Source organism: Rhizobium sp. BK538 (genome assembly GCF_014197575.1).
GTDB lineage: Bacteria > Pseudomonadota > Alphaproteobacteria > Rhizobiales > Rhizobiaceae > Rhizobium.
In genome coordinates this window covers 64,702-83,216 of sequence record NZ_JACIFT010000002.1, presented here as the reverse complement: position 1 = coordinate 83,216, position 18,515 = coordinate 64,702, and the positions used below count along the sequence as shown (strand labels likewise).

General features: G+C 61.3%; 15 protein-coding genes. 11 read left to right on the top strand and 4 right to left on the bottom strand.

Annotated elements, in window-relative coordinates:
• Positions 1-80: 80 nt before the first annotated feature.
• From FHX09_RS02705 to FHX09_RS02695, 3 genes are read left to right on the top strand one after another with little or no spacing between them, the layout of a single operon-like run.
• Positions 81-1,124: a LacI family DNA-binding transcriptional regulator gene (locus tag FHX09_RS02705; RefSeq protein WP_132589338.1), complete on the top strand. Its 1,044-nt coding sequence runs from the start codon at positions 81-83 to the stop codon at positions 1,122-1,124.
• Positions 1,114-2,970 (top strand): DUF2264 domain-containing protein, encoded by a 1,857-nt coding sequence (locus tag FHX09_RS02700; RefSeq protein WP_132589336.1) that lies wholly within the window; start codon positions 1,114-1,116, stop codon positions 2,968-2,970. Before FHX09_RS02705 ends, FHX09_RS02700 begins: the two co-directional genes overlap by 11 nt.
• The gene (locus FHX09_RS02695; protein ID WP_132589334.1) at positions 2,967-3,977 is read left to right on the top strand and encodes a hydroxyacid dehydrogenase; all 1,011 of its coding nucleotides are present in this window, start codon (positions 2,967-2,969) and stop codon (positions 3,975-3,977) included. Before FHX09_RS02700 ends, FHX09_RS02695 begins: the two co-directional genes overlap by 4 nt.
• On the opposite strand, the gene FHX09_RS02690 is transcribed toward FHX09_RS02695, so the two are convergent.
• Together FHX09_RS02690 and FHX09_RS02685 are read right to left on the bottom strand one after the other, a co-directional pair.
• Entirely contained in the window at positions 3,974-5,248 is a 1,275-nt protein-coding gene (locus tag FHX09_RS02690) for a Gfo/Idh/MocA family oxidoreductase (protein ID WP_007798271.1), read from the bottom strand. The two genes, FHX09_RS02695 and FHX09_RS02690, sit on opposite strands and share 4 nt — an antisense overlap.
• Positions 5,249-5,403: 155 nt before the next feature.
• Positions 5,404-6,081: a TetR/AcrR family transcriptional regulator gene (locus tag FHX09_RS02685; protein ID WP_132589332.1), complete on the bottom strand. Its 678-nt coding sequence runs from the start codon at positions 6,079-6,081 to the stop codon at positions 5,404-5,406.
• 201 nt (positions 6,082-6,282) lie between these two features.
• On the opposite strand from FHX09_RS02685, the gene FHX09_RS02680 reads away from it, so the two are divergent.
• The 7 genes from FHX09_RS02680 (at position 6,283) to FHX09_RS02650 (ending at position 15,001) form a co-directional block, all read left to right on the top strand.
• Positions 6,283-7,569 carry an ABC transporter substrate-binding protein gene (locus FHX09_RS02680; RefSeq protein ID WP_007798265.1) on the top strand — a complete coding sequence of 429 codons (1,287 nt, stop codon included), beginning with the start codon at positions 6,283-6,285 and terminating at the stop codon, positions 7,567-7,569.
• Positions 7,570-7,574: 5 nt separating this feature from the next.
• Positions 7,575-8,531 carry a sugar ABC transporter permease gene (locus FHX09_RS02675; RefSeq protein WP_007798261.1) on the top strand — a complete coding sequence of 319 codons (957 nt, stop codon included), beginning with the start codon at positions 7,575-7,577 and terminating at the stop codon, positions 8,529-8,531.
• Positions 8,524-9,408 (top strand): carbohydrate ABC transporter permease, encoded by an 885-nt coding sequence (locus FHX09_RS02670; protein WP_132589330.1) that lies wholly within the window; start codon positions 8,524-8,526, stop codon positions 9,406-9,408. The genes FHX09_RS02675 and FHX09_RS02670 overlap by 8 nt, the downstream gene beginning before the upstream one ends.
• A 21-nt stretch (positions 9,409-9,429) precedes the next feature.
• A complete protein-coding gene (locus FHX09_RS02665; RefSeq protein ID WP_132589328.1) occupies positions 9,430-10,503 on the top strand; it encodes a Gfo/Idh/MocA family oxidoreductase in 1,074 nt (357 codons plus the stop codon).
• A gap of 24 nt (positions 10,504-10,527) precedes the next feature.
• Positions 10,528-11,607 (top strand): sn-glycerol-3-phosphate ABC transporter ATP-binding protein UgpC, encoded by a 1,080-nt coding sequence (gene ugpC / locus FHX09_RS02660; RefSeq protein WP_132589326.1) that lies wholly within the window; start codon positions 10,528-10,530, stop codon positions 11,605-11,607.
• Positions 11,608-11,673: 66 nt separating this feature from the next.
• The gene (locus FHX09_RS02655; RefSeq protein ID WP_132589324.1) at positions 11,674-12,549 is read left to right on the top strand and encodes a phosphotransferase; all 876 of its coding nucleotides are present in this window, start codon (positions 11,674-11,676) and stop codon (positions 12,547-12,549) included.
• A 1-nt stretch (position 12,550) separates the two neighbouring features.
• Positions 12,551-15,001: an FAD-dependent oxidoreductase gene (locus tag FHX09_RS02650; protein WP_184449272.1), complete on the top strand. Its 2,451-nt coding sequence runs from the start codon at positions 12,551-12,553 to the stop codon at positions 14,999-15,001.
• A gap of 254 nt (positions 15,002-15,255) precedes the next feature.
• Here FHX09_RS02650 and FHX09_RS02645 read toward each other — a convergent pair whose 3' ends face one another.
• Together FHX09_RS02645 and uxaC are read right to left on the bottom strand one after the other, a co-directional pair.
• Positions 15,256-16,710: a mannitol dehydrogenase family protein gene (locus FHX09_RS02645; protein WP_132589320.1), complete on the bottom strand. Its 1,455-nt coding sequence runs from the start codon at positions 16,708-16,710 to the stop codon at positions 15,256-15,258.
• A complete protein-coding gene (uxaC, locus tag FHX09_RS02640) occupies positions 16,707-18,122 on the bottom strand; it encodes a glucuronate isomerase (RefSeq protein WP_184449270.1) in 1,416 nt (471 codons plus the stop codon). The genes FHX09_RS02645 and uxaC overlap by 4 nt, the downstream gene beginning before the upstream one ends.
• Positions 18,123-18,305: 183 nt before the next feature.
• Between uxaC and FHX09_RS02635 the strand changes: the two genes are divergently transcribed.
• Complete coding sequence (locus FHX09_RS02635; protein ID WP_132589316.1) at positions 18,306-18,515, top strand: SlyX family protein; 210 nt, start codon at positions 18,306-18,308, stop codon at positions 18,513-18,515.

Genomic DNA, 18,515 nt, shown 5'->3' with positions numbered 1-18,515 from the left:
GTAGATTACGCAAAAAAATCTCCTATGCAACAAATTATCTTTTTCTTGCAAATTTGCATTATTTGCATAATTTCGTTGTCATGAACGAGATCAAGACCAAGCGACTGAGGCAGGCCGATATCGCCGCAATGGCGGGCGTGTCCGTATCCACCGTGTCCCGCGTGCTCGCCAACGAGCCCGGCATCAGCGAGAGCGTGCGCCAGCATATTCTCAAAGTGGCGGCCGAAAACGGCTATTCGGCCCGCGCCGTGACCGGGCCGCTGCGCGGCGGCCTGGCGCTGATTGCAAGCGACGGCGTAACCGGCGGGCTGAGCGTCTTTTACGAAGGGATCGTCGAGGGATTGCGCGCCGGCGCACTTGACGCCGGCATACCCTTCGAGGTGCGGCTGATCCGCGAGAACCGGGCGACGCCCGATGTCGTTCACGAATACATGCGGACGGCAAGCGCCGGTGGGCTGTTCCTGGTCGGGATCGATCCGAGCGCCGAGTTGCGCGCCTGGTTGGAGGACGCGGCAATTCCGACAGTGCTTGTCAACGGCACCGATCCGCGGCTGCGGCTCGATGGCGTTTCACCATCGAATTTCTTCGGCGCATATGAAGCGACGGCGCGCCTGCTGAACGCCGGCCACCGCCGGATCCTACATCTGACCGGCTCGCATCGTCACACCATTCGCGAACGCGTGCGGGGTTTCAAGGCTGCGATCGCCGAGGTCGAAGGCGCCGAAGGGCGTCTCGTGTCGATGACCTTCCAGGGGAGCGCCAGCCATGAGGCGCATGAACTGACGGCCGCCGTGCTCGGCGAGAATGCTGGTTTCACCGCCGCCTTCTGCATGAACGACTTCATCGCCGTCGGCGTTCTCGAGGCCGTAACCGAGGCCGGGCTACGCGTGCCTGATGACTTCGCCATTGTCGGCTTCGACGACCTTCCCTGCGCGCTGATGACCAACCCGCCGCTGTCGACCATGCGTGTGGATCGCGTGACGCTAGGCAGGGAGGCGGCCGGTCTCATGGTTGCGCGCTTCAAGGACCGCACCGCCCCCGCCCGCCAGATTTGCCATGCCGTCGTGCCGATTGCCGGCGGCACCGTCCCGCACTCCTCAAAGAGCAATGCCGATGACCTATGACCCTGCCAGTGCAAATCCGCTCGCCAACAACCCGCTGAAAACGCGCGAAGATATGTCGCGCGCACTTCGCGACCTCTTCGATCCGCTGCTGTCCTATTTCTCGGCAGGCAATGCGCGCGTGCGGCTCGACGGAGCGGCTGCGCATTTCGACCGCGCTGCAGCGGATCTCGAAGGCTTTGCGCGACCGCTCTGGGGATTGGCGCCGCTAGGAGCCGGCGGCGGCGAATTTACGGAGTGGCATCGCTTTACCGAAGGTATCGCCAATGGCACCGACCCGAAACACCCCGAATATTGGGGAACCGTCAACGGCCGCGACCAGCGCATGGTCGAGCTTGCGGCGCTGGGTTTTGCCTTGGCGCTCGTGCCGGAGAAGGTCTGGGAGCCGCTTGGCGGCCGGGCACGCGACAACGTCGTCGCCTACCTCAAGCACGCGCGGCAGTTCGATTATGCCGACAACAACTGGAAATTCTTTCGCATTTTCGTCGACATCGCACTCGACCGCGTGGGCGCCAATTTCGACCGCACCTTGACCAAGCAATATCTCGAGGAGCTGGAGGGCTTCTACATCGGCGACGGATGGTACCGTGACGGCAATGTGCGCCGCATCGACCACTACATCCCGTTCGCCATGCATTTCTACGGCCTGATCTATTCCAAGCTCATCGATGACGATTACGCAAAGCGCTATCGCGAGCGCGCTCTCCTCTTCGCAAACGACTTCAAGCACTGGTTCGGATCGGATGGGGCGACGATTCCGTTCGGCCGCAGCCTGACCTACCGTTTCGCGTGTGCAGGCTTCTGGTCAGCCCTTGCCTTTGCCGATCTTGAAGCGCTGCCTTGGGGCGAGATCAAGAGCCTGTGCCTTCAGCATCTGCGCTGGTGGAAGGACAAGCCAATGACGAACCGTAACGGCATTCTGTCGATCGGTTTCGGTTATCCCAACCTGCTGATGTCGGAGAACTACAATTCCGCCGGTTCGCCCTACTGGGCCTTCAAGGCGTTTCTGCCGCTTGCCCTCGCAGAAGATCATCCCTTCTGGACGATCGAGGAAACGCCGCCTCAGCAGACGGCGAGTGTCCTGCCGCAACGCCATCCCGGCATGGTGATGATGCGCAATGCCGGCGACGTGGTGGCGCTCTCCTCCGGCCAGGAGAACCTGCAGATGCGGTTCGGCACGGAGAAATACGCGAAATTCGCCTATTCCAGCCGCTACGGCTTCAGTGTGGAATCCGACGAGCGCAACTTCGCTGGCGCGGCCCTCGATTCGACCCTCGCCTTCAGCGATGACGGCTTGCACTACCGGGTTCGGGAGAACAATCAGGAAGCCAAGCTTGCGGGCAACGTTCTCTACTCAAAGTGGTCACCATTCCGGGACGTGGAGGTCGAAACCTGGCTGGTGCCGGCAGCGCCCTGGCACATCCGCGTTCACCGCATCAACACGCCACGGCCGCTGCAGACGGCGGAAGGAGGCTTTGCGATCGCGCGCCGCGATTTCGAGCTCGATACGCTGGTCGCGGAGGGCTCGAGCGCCTACGCGATCGGCGAAGAGGATTTCAGCGGCATTCTCGACATCGGTTCTGAGGTGCCACGCACGGGCCTGACGCAGAAGGCGCCTCCGAATACCAACTTGATCGTCGCCAAGACGCTGGTGCCGCAGTTGCGCGGAGAAGTACCGGCTGGCCGGACGATCCTGATGACAGCCGTTCTTGCCGCAAACGACACAGGTACCGTGACCGGTGCCTGGACCACCCCACCGAAGGTCCCTGATATTGCCGAACTCGAAGCGCTTGTCGCGAAAGAGGGCATCAGGGTCAGTGCCATCGAGGCGCCGGGGCAGATGCCATGAAGCACCCCTCCATCGCGCTTGCGATGCAGCCTTCGCGGACGGAGCATGTCCTGCCCGCTGCGACACTGCGCCGGCTCAGCGAGCTTGGCGACCTGCTTGATACCCAACCCCTGCAGCGCTTTGATGATGATCGCGCCCGGCGCGTTCTCGCAGAGACCGAGATTCTTATCACGGGTTGGGGGTCCCCTTACGTCGGGCGCGAGGTGCTTGCGGCTGCTCCACGGCTGCGGCTGATCGCGCATGCGGCCGGAACTGTGAAGGGGATTGTCGACGAGCAGGTCTTCGATGCCGGTATAGCCGTGACGCACGCCGCGGAAGCAAATTCCATCCCCGTCGCGGAGTTTACGCTTGCGGCGATCATCTTTGCCGGCAAGCACGTGTTTCGCTTCCGCGACCTCTACGTCACTGAACGCAATCGCGACCGGACGCATGCGATGCAACGGTTGGCAATCGGCAACTATCGTCGCACGGTCGGCATTGTCGGCGCCTCCCGCATCGGTCGAAGGGTTATCGAGCTGCTGCGACCATTCGAGTACCGCGCGCTTCTCTTCGACCCGACCCTCGATGCCACCGAGGCAAAAAGCCTCGGAACCGAGAAGGTGGATCTGCCGACGCTCCTGCAGCAGTCCGACATCGTCTCCCTGCACGCACCCTCGCTGCCATCGACGCGTCATATGATCGGAAGCCGAGAACTGTCGCTGATGAAAGACGGCGCCACGCTGATCAACACGGCGCGCGGCGCCTTGATCGATGAAGCCGCACTGCTGGCGACGCTTCACACCGGCCGGATCGACGCCATCATCGACGTGACCGATCCTGAGATACCGGAGAAGGCATCCGGCTTCTATGACCTGCCGAATGTCTTCTTGACGCCACACATCGCCGGCGCCGTGGGGCTGGAACGCGGACGCCTCGGTGACATGGCCGCTGATGAAATAGAGCGGTTCGTCAAAGGCGAACCGCTCCGCTATCAGATCCAGCGCCGTGATCTGGCACTGATTGCTTAGCCAGCTTTCAGATTGCCCGGCACACCGGCCGCGACTATGTCCGGCATCAGGTCGGAGATCTTTACGACCTTGCCGGTGCGCGAGCTGCTCAGAGCGGCAATGCCGCAGAGCACCGACATGGCGCCGGCGCGCGTCCCGGCGCGCTGACCGAGCTTGTCGTCCATGCCCTGCTTGAAGATCATGTTGCGCATCCGGTCGTCGCCGCCGTAATGGCCGCCAGGAGAGTGCGGCACGACGATTCGCTCGACGGCATCCTTGCCCTTCGGAAAGTTGCGCACGAGCAGGATGGTGTCCTCATCGGGTGTTTCCCACGGCTGCTTCTCGTATTGCCTCAACTCAATGCGCCCTTGCGTGCCGTTGAAAGCGATGTGATGGCCTTCGATCGGCTGGAAGGTGTTCAGTGAATAGGAGACGTGGACATTGTTCTTGTAGCGGATGCTGACGACCATCGTGTCGGGGATGTCGATATCCTCGCGATAGACGCAGCCGTCGCGGAAGTAGCCGTCGATCTTCGACGGATCCTCGTACAGAGAATCGAGGAAGGGATCGGCCTCGAGATCGAGATAGTAGTCGCACTCGCCGGTATGCGGACAGAGCTTGCAGCGCGGGCCGCGGAACGGCCCCTTGCGGCCATAATTCTGCAAATCGGCAAAAGACGTGACTGCATCCGGGTCGCTGTCCAGGTACCAATTCAAGAGATCGAAGTGGTGCGTCGCCTTGTGGACGAAAAGGCTGCCGGAATTTTCCGTATAGGCGTGCCAGCGACGGAAATAGTCTGCGCCATGCTTGGTGTCGAGATACCAGTGGAAGTCGACCGAGGTCACGCGGCCGATCTCGCCGGCGTTCAGCAGTTCCTTGATCTTGGCGGCTGTCGGCGCATAGCGATAGTTGAAGGAGACGTCGACGCGCTTGCCTGTGCGCTTTTCGGCATCGAGGATACGGCGGATCTTGTCGACAGCGGTGGTCATCGGTTTTTCTGTGATGACGTCGATGCCGGCTTCCAGCGCACGGACGACGATATCGTCATGCGTATAGTCGGGCGTGCAGACGATCACGAGGTCGACCTGCTGTTCGGCGAGCATGGCGTCGATGTTCTCATAGATCGGCGCATTGCTGCCGATCATCGTGCGGGCCCGCTCGGCACGCAGCGAATTGGTGTCGACGATCGCGACGAGATCCACATGCTCGCGCCAGCCGGCAAGCAGTTCCTTGCCCCACATGGTGGTGCCGCGGTTTCCCGTTCCAATCAAGGCAAAGCGACGTTTCTCCATCCTATGATCCTCCTTCATTTGTCATGAAACGAAAATTGGTCTGGTGCCCAACAAGTCGCGGCTCCCCAATCTGCGGACCATATCAGGCTGTAACTAACTAGTTACCTGATGACAGACGCCGTCCACTGTCAATAGGCGATTGCGAATTTCGCGGATCAGGCGGAAATCGACGCGAGCGTCACATGGACGATGTGCCGTTCCCAGGCGTCGAGATTGCCCGGTTCGACCAGGTCACGACCGAAGATCGTCGAAAGCGTATACTGGTTGGAGAGGTAGAAGTACCCGAGCGAGGCGATCGTCAGGTAGACATTCAGCGGATCAGCGCTGGCAGCAAAGACGCCAGCCTTCTTGCCGCGCTCCAGCACCTCGGCAAGTTCTCCGATTAGATGCGAATGCAGTTCCTTGAGCCGAACGGATTGGCGCAGCCAGCGCGCGCGATGAAGGTTTTCGGTGCCGAGCAGGCTGAGGAATTCGGGGTGTTTCAGGAAATAGCGCCAGGTGAACAGCGCCAGTTCGCCAATCCCTTCCTGCGGCGTGCGATCGCCGATGTGAAGCTCGCGCTCCGCCGTACGGATGCCGACATAGGCCTCCTCAAGCACCCGCAGATAGAGTTGCTCCTTGTCGCCGAAATAGTGGTAGAGCATGCGCTTATTGGTGCCGGCTCGCTCGGCGATCGCATCTACGCGCGCCCCGCCCATGCCGTTTTCGGCGAATTCCTTTGTCGCTGCTTCGAGGATTGCCGCGCGCGTCCGCTCCGGGTCTCTTTGCAAGACCCGCTCGGATGACCGACGCCTTGCTGTCTTCTTTTCCCTATTTCCGCTGGCGCTGTCCATCGACCCACCTTTCTTAATTCCCCAACGCGCTCATAGTACGTTGTGAGCAAATTGTAAAAAACGAGAACCGCGAAGAGCACTATCACATCAGCGCTTGACAGGCTCGAAGCTTGTCCATAGCTTGTAACCAATTGGTTATTTGTTGCAAGAGAAACCAGCAAGGAACGTGTGGAGGCGTTCCCCAAGGGAGGAGGAGAACAGATGACACTACGCGTAAGCAGACGTAATTTTATGGCGGGGGGAGCAACGCTTCTTTCGTTGTCCGCACTGGGATCGAAGGCATTTGCCGCAGATACCCGCCTGCGGCTTCTGTGGTGGGGTTCGCAGCCGCGCGCCGACCGCACCAACAAGGTTTCGCAGCTCTATCAGACGAAGAATGCGGGAACGTCGATCACCGGCGAATTTCTCGGATGGGGGGACTATTGGCCACGCCTGGCGACGCAGGTCGCCGGCCGCAATGCGCCCGATGTCATCCAGATGGACTACCGCTATATCGTCGAATATGCGCGGCGCGGCGCGCTCGCCCCGCTCGAATCCTACATGCCGGCCAAGCTCAATCTTGGCGATTTCGACCCGGCGCAGATCGAGGGCGGCAGTGTTGACGGACACTTCTACGGCGTCAGCCTCGGCGCAAACGCCGCATCAACGGTCTTGAATACCACCGCGTTCCAGGAAGCCGGTGTCGACCTGCCGACACAGGCAACCACCTGGGAGGAATTCGGCAAGATCGGCGCCGAAATCACCAAGGCCGGCAAGCGCAAAGGCTTCTACGGCTTTGCCGACGGTAGCGGCAACGAACCGCTACTGGAAAACTATCTCCGCCAGCGCGGCAAAGCACTCTACACGGCCGATTCCAAGATCGCTTTCGGCGCCGAAGAGGCTTCCGAATGGTTCGACATGTGGAGCAAATTCCGCGAGGCGAGCGCCTGCGTACCGCCCGACGTTCAGGCGCTCTACAAGGACACGATCGACACCAGCCCGCTCACCCTTGGCAAGGCTGCGGCCGATTACGCGCACAGCAACCAGTTCGTCGGCTTCCAGGCCATCAGCAAAGACAAGCTGGCGCTGACCAACTACATGCGCATCAAGCCGGATTCGAAGGGCGGCCACTATCGCAAGCCATCGATGTTCTTCTCCGTATCCTCGCAGTCGAAGGTGATTGACCAGGCGGTCGACTACGTCAATTTCTTCGTCACCAATCCCGATGCTGCTCTCGCGCTCGACGTCGAACGTGGCATTCCGGAATCGAAGGCGATGCGCGACGTCGTGGCCGCCAAGCTCGACGAAACGGGCAAGGTCCCGCTCAACTACGTCAGCGGTCTCGGCGACCTCGCAGGCAAGCTGCCGCCGCCACCGCCCTCAGGCGCCGGCGAAGGCCAGGTGGTGCTGCGCACCATCGCCGAGCAAGTCGCTTTCGGCCAGCTTTCGCCGAGCGACGGTGGCAAGCAACTGGTCGATGAGATCAGCCGCCTGCTCGCCAAAGGCTGACGCGGATGAGTGATGTGATGCGCACGACCGCCCCGGACGCCATCAAGAGTGAATATGGGGCGGCGGCCCAGGGGCGTTTCAAGCGCCTCTGGACTGCCAATGCTCCAGGCTATCTCTTTCTCCTGCCGTGGCTGATCGGCTTTTTCGGGCTGACGCTCGGACCGGCGGTCATCTCGCTCTACCTCTCGTTCACGGATTTCGACATGATCCGGTCTGCTGAGTGGGTTGGAGCGGCGAACTATGTGCGCATCGCAACCGCCGACCCGAAATTTGCCGCGGCAATGACGGTCACGCTGACCTATGTCGTGCTGTCGGTGCCGTTCAAGCTGACCTTCGCACTCCTGGTCGCGATGGCGCTCAACAAGGGCGTTCGCGGCCTGCCGCTCTACCGCGCAATCTTCTACCTGCCGTCACTGCTCGGCGGCAGCGTGGCGATCGCCGTCCTCTGGCGACAGCTCTTTGCCGGCGATGGTCTGGTCAATGCGGCGCTCGCCCATTTCGGGATCGAAGGCCCGAGCTGGATCTCGCACCCGAGCTATTCCATCTATACGCTGGTGGCGCTGAGCGTCTGGCAGTTCGGTTCGCCGATGATCATCTTCCTCGCCGGCTTGCGTCAGATTCCGACCGATATGTACGAGGCCGCCAGCCTCGACGGCGCATCCAAGTTCCGGCAGTTCTACAAGATCACACTGCCCCTGTTGACGCCGGTCATCTTCTTCAATGCCGTCGTGCAGACGATCGACGCCTTCAAGGCCTTCACGCCGGCTTTTATTATCTCAGGCGGGACGGGCGGGCCGATCAACTCGACGCTGTTCTACACGCTCTATCTCTATCAGGAGGCTTTCGGAAACTTCCGCATGGGCTACGCCTCGGCGCTCGCCTGGATCCTCGTGCTGATCATCGCGATCTTCACGGCCTTCTCCTTCCTGACCTCGCGTTACTGGGTGCACTACGATGACTAACGGGATCACCACCGCGGTTGCGGCACCGCCATCCGACATCACCAAGCGCAGCCTTCCGGCGTCTGTTGCGATCCACACGCTGCTGATCCTTGGCTCGCTGCTGATGCTCTATCCGCTGCTGTGGATGGTCTCGGCCTCGGTCCGCCCGGAAAACGAGATCTTCTCGTCGACCTCGCTCATTCCGTCGTCGATCGACTTTTCATCTTATCTTCGCGGCTGGACCGGGCTCGACATCACCTTCGGTCGCTTCTTCTGGAACTCGCTCGTCATCTCGGTGCTGACCGTCATCGGCAATGTCGTTGCCTGTTCGCTGGCAGCCTATGCCTTTGCGCGCCTGCACTTTGCTGGCCGGAACTTCTGGTTCGCGATCATGCTCGGCACGCTGATGATCCCATACCACGTGACGCTCATTCCGCAGTATGTGCTGTTCCTCAATCTCGGCTGGGTCAACACCATCCTGCCACTCGTCGTGCCGAAGTTCCTGGCAAGCGATGCCTTCTTCATCTTCCTGATGGTGCAGTTCTTCCGCGGAATCCCACGCGAACTCGATGAAGCCGCCATGATGGACGGCTGCAGCCCCTGGCGGATCTACTGGAAGATCATGCTGCCGCTGTCGCTGCCAGTGCTGGCGACCGCCGCGATCTTCTCCTTTATCTGGACCTGGGACGACTTCTTCGGCCCGCTGATTTACCTCAACGACATGAACACCTACACGATCCAGCTCGGTCTGCGCACCTTCGTCGACTCGACCAGCGCCTCGGACTGGGGCGGTCTGTTTGCCATGTCCACGCTGACGCTGGTGCCGGTGTTCTTCTTCTTCCTGTTCTTCCAGCGATTGCTGATCGAAGGCATCGCCACGACAGGCATGAAGCGCTGATGCAGTTACGGATTTAGGTCAATGAGTATCAAGAATGTTGCCATCGTTGGCTGCGGCATCGGCCGTTCCCACATCGTTGAAGGCTACCTGCCGCATCCCGACAAGTTCAAGGTCGTGGCGATCTGCGACCTGAATGAAGAGCGGCTGCGCGAGATCGGCGACGAGTTCGACATCGCCAAGCGCACGACCTCGTTTGCCGATGTGCTGGCCGACGGGAGCGTCGACATCGTCGATATCTGCACGCCGCCCGGCACTCATCTTGAGCAGGTGGTGGCGGCGCTGGCTGCGGGCAAGCACGTCATCTGCGAAAAGCCGCTGACTGGCTCGCTCTCGGGCGTCGACACGATCATGGAGGCGGAAAAGGCGGCCAAAGGCACGTTGATGCCGATTTTCCAGTATCGCTACGGCGACGGCATCGAGAAGGCGAAGCGGATCATCGAGGCCGGCATCGCCGGCAAGCCTTACATAGGCTCGGTGGAGACCTTCTGGCTGCGGACGCCCGAATATTATTCCGTGCCGTGGCGCGGCAAATGGGCGACCGAGCTTGGCGGCGTGCTCGTGACCCACGCACTGCATCTGCACGACATGCTGCTGCACCTGATGGGCCCAGTTTCAAAGGTATTCGGCCGTGTTGCGACCCACGTCAACGACATCGAGGTCGAAGACTGCGCCTCGGCAAGCCTGCTGATGCAGAATGGCGCCTTCGTGTCGCTCTCCTGCACTCTTGGTTCGCAAGAGCAAATCAGCCGCCTGCGGCTGCACTTCGAGAACGTCACCTTCGAGAGCAATCACGAACCTTATTCGCCGGGCAAGGACCCTTGGAAGATCATCGCCGCGAATGACGACGTGCAGGCGCGCATCGATGCCGTCATCGGCGACTGGCAGCCGGTCGCACCGCGCTTCACCACACAGATGGAACACTTCCACGCCTATCTCAGCGGCAACGGGCCGCTGCCGGTGACGACCCAGGATGCCCGCCGTGCACTGGAGCTCGTCACCGCCATCTATCAATCGTCCGATACCGGCAGCGAAGTCGTCTTGCCGATCGGATCGGACAGCCCGAAGTACGCCGACTGGCGTGCTCACACGAAATAACGGACCAGGGAGGATCCTGAGATCATGGCAACAAGCGTCGTTCTCCAGAAGGTCGAGAAGCGTTACGGCGCCCTGGACGTCATCCACGGCATCGACCTGAAGATTGATCCCGGCGAGTTCGCGGTCTTCGTCGGCCCCTCCGGGTGCGGAAAGTCCACGCTGCTTCGCATGATAGCCGGACTTGAGGAAATTACCGGCGGCGCGCTTCTGCTCGACAACGAGCGAATGAACGAAGTGGCGCCGGCCAAGCGCGGCATCGCGATGGTGTTCCAGTCCTATGCGCTCTATCCGCATATGTCGGTCTACAAGAACCTTGCCTTCGGGCTTGAGACGGCCGGCTACAAGAAGACCGAGATCCAGCCGAAGGTGAAACGCGCTGCCGAGATCCTGCAGATCGAGAAACTGCTGGAACGCAAGCCGAAGGCGCTTTCCGGTGGCCAGCGCCAGCGCGTGGCGATCGGTCGCGCGATCGTGCGCGAGCCGCGCATCTTCCTGTTTGACGAACCGCTCTCCAACCTCGACGCGGAATTGCGCGTGCAGATGCGCGTGGAGATTTCCCGCCTGCACCGCAGCCTTGGCAATACGATGATCTACGTCACCCACGACCAGGTCGAAGCCATGACCATGGCCGACAAGATCGTCGTGCTGAACGCCGGCCGCATCGAGCAGATCGGCGCGCCGCTCGATCTCTACAACAATCCGACCAACCGCTTCGTAGCAGGCTTCATCGGTAGCCCGAAGATGAACTTCCTGCAGGCGCGCGTTGAGCAGGTTGGAGAGGCCGAGACGACCATCAACGTCTGCGGCAACTCTGTTCGCCTGCCGCGGCGACTGAAGGCAGAAGCCGGCCAGACTGTGACCTTCGGCATCCGTCCAGAGCATCTTTCGGTTCTTGGGAACAGCGGCATCACGCTTGCGACGGTGAACATTGACCTCGTTGAAAACCTGGGCGGTGCGACCATGCTCTACGCGACGACGGCGGATGGGCAGCAGATGACGATCGCGCTCGACGGACAACAGAAAGTGGAACGCGGAACGAACGTGAAGGCCTCCTTTGACCCAGCGCGCTGCCACGTCTTCGACGCATCAGGCGCCGCAATCTAGCCGCGCTTGACAGCCGATCCCGCTCTGGCCATGATTTCAATAGGATAGGCCACGAAAGGGAAAAGCGTGACGCCTGAAGATCGGATTCATGCGCTTGGCATCTGGCAGGGTCCGATTGAAATTGTGCCGATCCCCGGCGGCATCACCAACCGGAACTATCTGGTGCGGGATCGCGTCGTTCGCCGCGTGGTTCGACTGGGAGAAGACATTCCGGTTCACCATATCAGCCGGCAGAACGAGCTTGCCGCTAGCCAAGCTGCACACGCAGCCGGGCTTTCGCCGGCGGTCATCTATCATGCGCCAGGCGTGCTGGTTCTCGACTACATCGAGTCGAGGGCGCTTTCACCTGATGATCTGCGACGCTCCGAGACATTGGCGCGAGTCATCCCGCTGGTACGGGCCTGCCACCATGACATCGCCCGTGAATTTCGCGGCGCGGCGGCGATCTTCTGGGTCTTCCACGTCATCCGCGATTACATCGCCAATCTGGAGGCCGCCAGCAGCCCCTATCGCGGGCTTTTCCCGGATTTTCTCGCGAAGGCCGAAAAGCTGGAGGCGGCGGGTGGCCCCTTCGAGATCGCCTTCGGCCATAACGACATGCTGGCCGCCAACTTTCTCGATGATGGCAAGCGCCTATGGCTGATCGACTGGGACTACGCGGGGTTCAACACGCCGCTTTTCGATCTGGGCGGCCTCGCCTCCAACAGCGAGTTCTCCGAGGCGACCGAGCGATCGATGCTCGAGACCTACTATCAGCTGCCGCTGACTGCGGATCTCGGGCGGCGCTATCACGCCATGAAATGCGCCTCGCTGCTGCGCGAGACACTGTGGAGTATGGTGTCCGAAATCCACTCCACCATCGATTTCGACTATGCCGGCTATACGGCCGAGAATCTTGCGCGCTTCGAGCGCGCCTACGACGCATTCGAACAGGATCGATAATATGACGAAGGAATTGCCAAAGACCGCCAAGGCGGTTGTCATCGGCGGCGGGATCATCGGCTGCTCGACGGCCTATCATCTCGGCAAGCTCGGCTGGACGGATACGGTGCTGCTCGAGCGCAGGAAGCTGACCTCGGGTACGACCTTCCACGCCGCTGGGCTCGTTGGCCAATTGCGCACCAGTGCCAACATCACCCAGTTGCTCGGCTATTCCGTCGATCTCTACAAGAAACTGGAGGCCGAAACGGGGCTCGGGACGGGCTGGAAGATGAATGGCGGCCTGCGCCTCGCCTGCAACGAAGAACGCTGGACCGAGGTCAAGCGGCAGGCGACGACCGCGCAATCCTTCGGACTCGAAATGCAGTTGCTGACACCACAGGAGGCGTTCGATCTCTGGCCGTTGATGACCATAGACGATCTCGTCGGCGCGGCCTTTCTGCCGACTGACGGCCAGGCCAACCCCTCCGATATTACCCAAGCGCTGGCCAAAGGCGCCCGCATGTCCGGCGTCTCGATCTTCGAGGATACCGAGGTTATCGACCTCGAAATTGACAAGGGCCGAATTCGCGCGGTCATCACCGAGCATGGACGCATCGAGTGTGAACGCGTCGTCGTCTGCGCCGGGCAATGGACGCGGGCCTTTGCGGCGCGCTTCGGCGTCAATGTGCCGCTGGTTTCCGTCGAGCACCAGTACATCATCACCGAATCCTTCGGTGTTCCCTCGAACCTGCCGACACTGCGCGATCCAGACCGGCTGACCTACTACAAGGAGGAGGTCGGCGGCATCGTCATGGGCGGCTACGAGCCGAACCCGATCCCCTGGGCAAAGAATGGCATCCCCGAGGGTTTCCACTTAACGCTGCTCGACAGCAACTTCGATCATTTCGAGCAGATCATGGAGCAGGCCCTCGGCCGCGTCCCGGCGCTGGAAAATGTCGGCGTCAAGCAGCTGCTGAACGGACCGGAGAGCTTCACGCCTGACGGCAACTTCATTCTCGGGGAAGCGCCGGAGCTGAAGAACTTCTTCGTTGGCGCCGGCTTCAACGCCTTCGGCATCGCCTCCGGCGGCGGCGCCGGCATGGCACTCGCCGAATGGGTCGCCAAGGGCGAACCACCCTATGACCTCTGGCCGGTAGATATCCGCCGCTTCGGGCGCCCGCATTTCGATACGGATTGGGTGCGTACCCGCACCCTTGAAGCTTACGGAAAGCACTACACACTGGCCTTCCCCTTCGAAGAGTATTCAAGCGGACGGCCATGCCGCAAATCGCCGCTCTACGACCGGCTGAAAGCACAGGGCGCTTGCTTCGGCGAAAAGCTCGGATGGGAGCGGCCCAACTGGTTCGCCGATCTCTTCGCCAACGAGGAGCCGAAGGATATCTACACCTACGGCCGCCAGAACTGGTTCGAAGCCGTTGGTCGCGAGCACAAGGCTGTGCGCGAGGCCGCCGTGATCTTCGATCAGACGTCCTTCGCCAAATTCGTGCTGAAAGGGCGCGATGTCGAGGCGGCGTTGTCGTGGATCGCCTCCAACGACGTGGCAAAGCCGGTTGGCTCGCTTGTTTACACACAGATGCTGAATGACAAGGGCGGCATCGAGTGCGATCTCACCTGCGCCCGCGTGGCTGAAGACGAGTATTACATCGTGACCGGCACCGGCTTCGCGACGCATGATTTCGACTGGATTGCACGCAATATTCCCGATGGAATGCATGCCGAACTCGTCGATGTCACTTCCGCTTATTCCGTCCTGTCCCTGATGGGACCGAATGCCCGCGCCGTGCTCGAGAAGGTCACGACGAGCGATGTTTCCAACGCCGCGTTCCCCTTCGGCCGCGTCAAGACAATCGGCGTTGCCGGTTGCCCGGTTCGGGCTTTACGCATCACCTATGTCGGGGAACTCGGCTACGAGTTGCATGTACCGGTCGAATACGCAACGACGGTCTATGACGCGCTGATGGCGGCGGGCGGTCCGCTGCAGCTTACCAATGCCGGTTATCGCGCGATCGAAAGCTGCCGCCTCGAAAGGGGTTATCGCGCCTGGGGCTCTGATATCGGTCCGGATCACACACCTGTTGAAGCCGGGCTTGGCTGGGCGGTGAAGACTCGAAAGACCACGCCGTTTCGCGGCCGAGAGGTGATCGAACGGCAACTGACTTCGGGCGTCAAGAAGATGCTTGCCTGCTTTGTGCCAGAGGATCCCGATGTCGTGCTGCTTGGCCGCGAGACGATCTATCGCAACGGCAAGCGTGTCGGCTGGCTCTCCAGCGGCGGCTTCGGCTACACGATCGGCAAGCCGATCGGCTACGGCTATGTCCGCAACCCGGAAGGTGTGAGCGAAGACTTCGTACTGTCCGGCTACTACGAGCTTGACGTGGCGCGCGAGCGCGTGCCCTGCCGGGTCGCGCTGAAGCCGCTCTACGATCCAGAGATGGTGCGCGTGAAAGGATGATCGGCGCTGAGCCCTTAGGCCTTCATTCCTGTGCTTGTCACAGGAACCCAGCCATCGCGCGTCGGCGCGATGAATGACTTATGGAAAAGAGTCTTCCGCGCCCAAGGACTTGGGCGTGCTGGATCCCTGTGACAAGCACAGGGATGACGGGCTGAACGCGGGCAGCCGCCCATCGATCACCCCGGTTGCGCAGTCGCCAATAACCTGCCCGGAAAAACCATGCTGCGACGAGCGCGCCCATCGCCGCGCCTTTCTCAAAACAGCGGCAGCTTGTTGTCCTGGATCAGGATCTCCAGCTTGTTCGCCACATCCTCCGTCCACGCGAGATTGCCGGACAGCGCCGCCGGGAAGAGACCCGGCAGCCCGAACAGCGCTTTCGACACCGCGCCGCCGTTGCGCGGCACGTCGGCCAACAGCGCAGCAATTTCCGCCGCGCGGGGATCGCGCAATTCGTAACTTTTACCGTTCCTGTCAACGCCAAGGGCATAGCGCATCCAGGCTGCCACGGCGATCGCGTAGGTCTCAGCCTTGGCGCCATGCGCCAAAGCCTCGGTCGCGGGCTCCAGAAGACGCTGCGGCAGTTTCTGCGTGCCATCCATGGCGATCTGATAGGTGCGGTGGGCAATCGCCTTGTTTGCAAAGCGTGCGATCAACTCGTCGGCATAGGCTTCGAGATCGATGCCGGGAACGGGATCGAGCGTAGCGGCTGCCGCGTTCATGTGGCGACGCGCAAGGGCTGCCAGACCGGTATCATCCATGACGTCGCGAATGAGTTCATAGCCGGCGATATAACCGAGATAGGCGAGCAGCGAATGCGCGCCGTTCAGCATGCGCAGCTTCATCTTTTCGTAAGCGGAGACTTCCTCGACCATCAGGGCACCGGCCTGTTCCCATTCCGGGCGGCCGTTGGCGAAGTGATCCTCGATCACCCATTGCGTGAAGGGTTCCGTCTCGATCGCCGCCAGATCCAGCCTGCCGGTGAGCCTTTCGGCATCGCGATAGGTGGCATCCGTGCTTGCCGGCGTGATGCGATCGACCATGGTCGATGGGAAGGGTACGTTGACTTCGATCCACTGTCGAAGGTCCGGATCGATGCGACCGGCAAACTCGAGCACGAGCCGCTTCAGCACGGCGCCGTTGCTCGGCAGATTATCGCAGCTGAGTGGAGTAAACGGCGCAATACCTTTGGTGCGGCGGCGCGCAAGACCTTCCACGAGATAGCCGATGACGCCGCGGGGTGCATGCCGGTTGGCAAGGTCGGCGTCAATGTCGGGATGCTTCAGGTCGAGCCCGCCCGTGGCGGGGTCGAAGCCATAAGCCTTCTCCGTCACCGTCAGGCTGACAATGCGGATGGCAGGATCCTCGAGCCTGGCGAACAGATCGCCGGGGTTGCGGGTCGCGACATGGGCGCGCAGGATCGGGCCGACGACATGCGCCGTCGTGCCCGACGTGTCGCGCACGAGCATGGTATAGAGACCGTTCTGCTCGTTCAGGTGATCGGCGACATCGGCCGTGCGCAGGCTCGCGACCTCGATGCCCCAGTCGCCGCCGGCGACCGCAATCGCGGCATCGGTGAACGGAGCGAAGTGGGCGCGAAAGAATGCGCCCGGACCGAGATGCAGGATACCCGGCTTCAGCGCCTTGCGATCATAGCCGGGAAGCTTTGCTGTCGGCGCGAGGCCGGAAAGGCTCGTCAGACGTTCGATCACAGCTTGTATGCCTTCTTCGCGTTTCCGTAGGAGAGTTCGCCGGCGACAATCTCGGCTTCCTTGCGGGACATTCGGTGTTCCGTCACGAACTGCGCCAAGAAGCGGCAAACCTCGCGGCGCCAGACATCATGGCGAGCCGGGATCGACAGAAGAGCACGCGTATCGTCGTTAAAGCCTGCCAGATTGGCGAAACCGGCCGTTTCCACCACCTGATCGAGATAGCGGCGAATGCCGTTCGGGCTGTCGTGGAACCACCAGGGCGGGCCGATCATCAGGCACGGCCAATGGCCGGCCATCGGCGCCAGCTCGCGGGCATAGGTTGTCTCGTCGAGGGTGAATAGGAGGACGCGAAGACCCGGCGCATGGCCGTACTTTGCGAGCATGGCAGAGAGACCGCCGACCCAATCGGTCGGCGTTGGGATGTCCGCCCCCATGTTCGGACCACGGGTCTGGAACAGTTCACGATCGGTGTTGCGGCGCGAGCCGGCATGGATCTGCATCGTCATGCCGTCTTCGGCCGAAAGTCCGGCCATCTCGGTCAGCATCTGTCCCCGGAAAAGCTCAGCGTCCTCGGCGCTCAGCGTACCCTTATGCGCCTTGTCGAGCAGGCGTTGCTTGTCGGCAAGCGGCAGGTCCGCCGTGAAGGCCGACGGCACGCCATGGTCGGTAGCGGTCGCGCCGTATTTGCGGAAATAGGCGCGGCGCTTGCGATGGGCATCGATCAGCCCATCCCACTTCGTCACGTCGCAATCGGTCAGTTCACCAAGCCGAACGAGATTTTCGCGGAAGCCGACGGCATCCGGGTCGGTGACACTATCCGGCCGGTAGGTGGTGCGGACGCGGCCGATCCAGCCGTCTTCCGCCATCTTCTGGTGATGCACCAGCGGGTCAAGCGCGCCTTCGGTCGTGGCGATCGTCTCGATACCGAAACGTTTGTGCAGGGCGCGCGGGCGAAACGCGGGAAGCGCCAGCTGCGCATTGATATGGTCGTAGAGCGCATCCGCATTTTCAGGCGTCAGCGGTTCCTCACAGCCGAGGACGGCCGACATTGCGTGATCGACCCACAGGCTGGAGGGCGTCCCGCGGAAGAGATGGTACTGCGTGGCGAAAGCGCGCCAGATGTCGCGGCCCTTGGCGACCGGCTTGCCGTCGAGGCGCGGTACGCCGAGATCGTCAAGCTTGACGCCGACGCTATGCAACATGCGGAAGAGATAATGATCTGGGATGACAAGGAGCGAAGACGCATCCTCGAATGGCTTGTCTTCGGCAAACCACGACGGTTCCGTATGCCCGTGCGGGCTTACGATCGGTAACGTGCGAACCGTCTCGTAAAGGTCCCGCGCGATCGTTCGTGTTGTCGGATCGGCCGGAAAGAGCCGGTCCGGATGAAGAAAGCCGTTTCCAACATCCATGAGAATTCCTCCCTGAAGGGCTACCGGCCTACCCCACAAGTCGGAATGCGGCAAGGGCTTTTAGTAACCAGACAGTTCGCTTTCGCAAATCGCGCTGCCCAACCCTCGAAATGATTGACCGCACGGACTATTTCCGCTTTTCAGATGCGGATGAGAATTGGCCGCTTGCGGCAAGGAGGTTCCATGTCCGAAGAGACGAGCCGCGTGACGAAGCTCGAGGAAACCGTCGCCCATCAGGCGAAGACGATCGAAGAGTTGTCCGATCAACTGGCCGAACAGTGGAAGGTGATGGAGCAGACACGCGCCAAGCTCGACAGGCTGACGGAGCGGTTTCTGTCGCTCGAGGAGCAATCACTGGAAGCCCCCGCCATTACGCGACCACCGCACTACTGA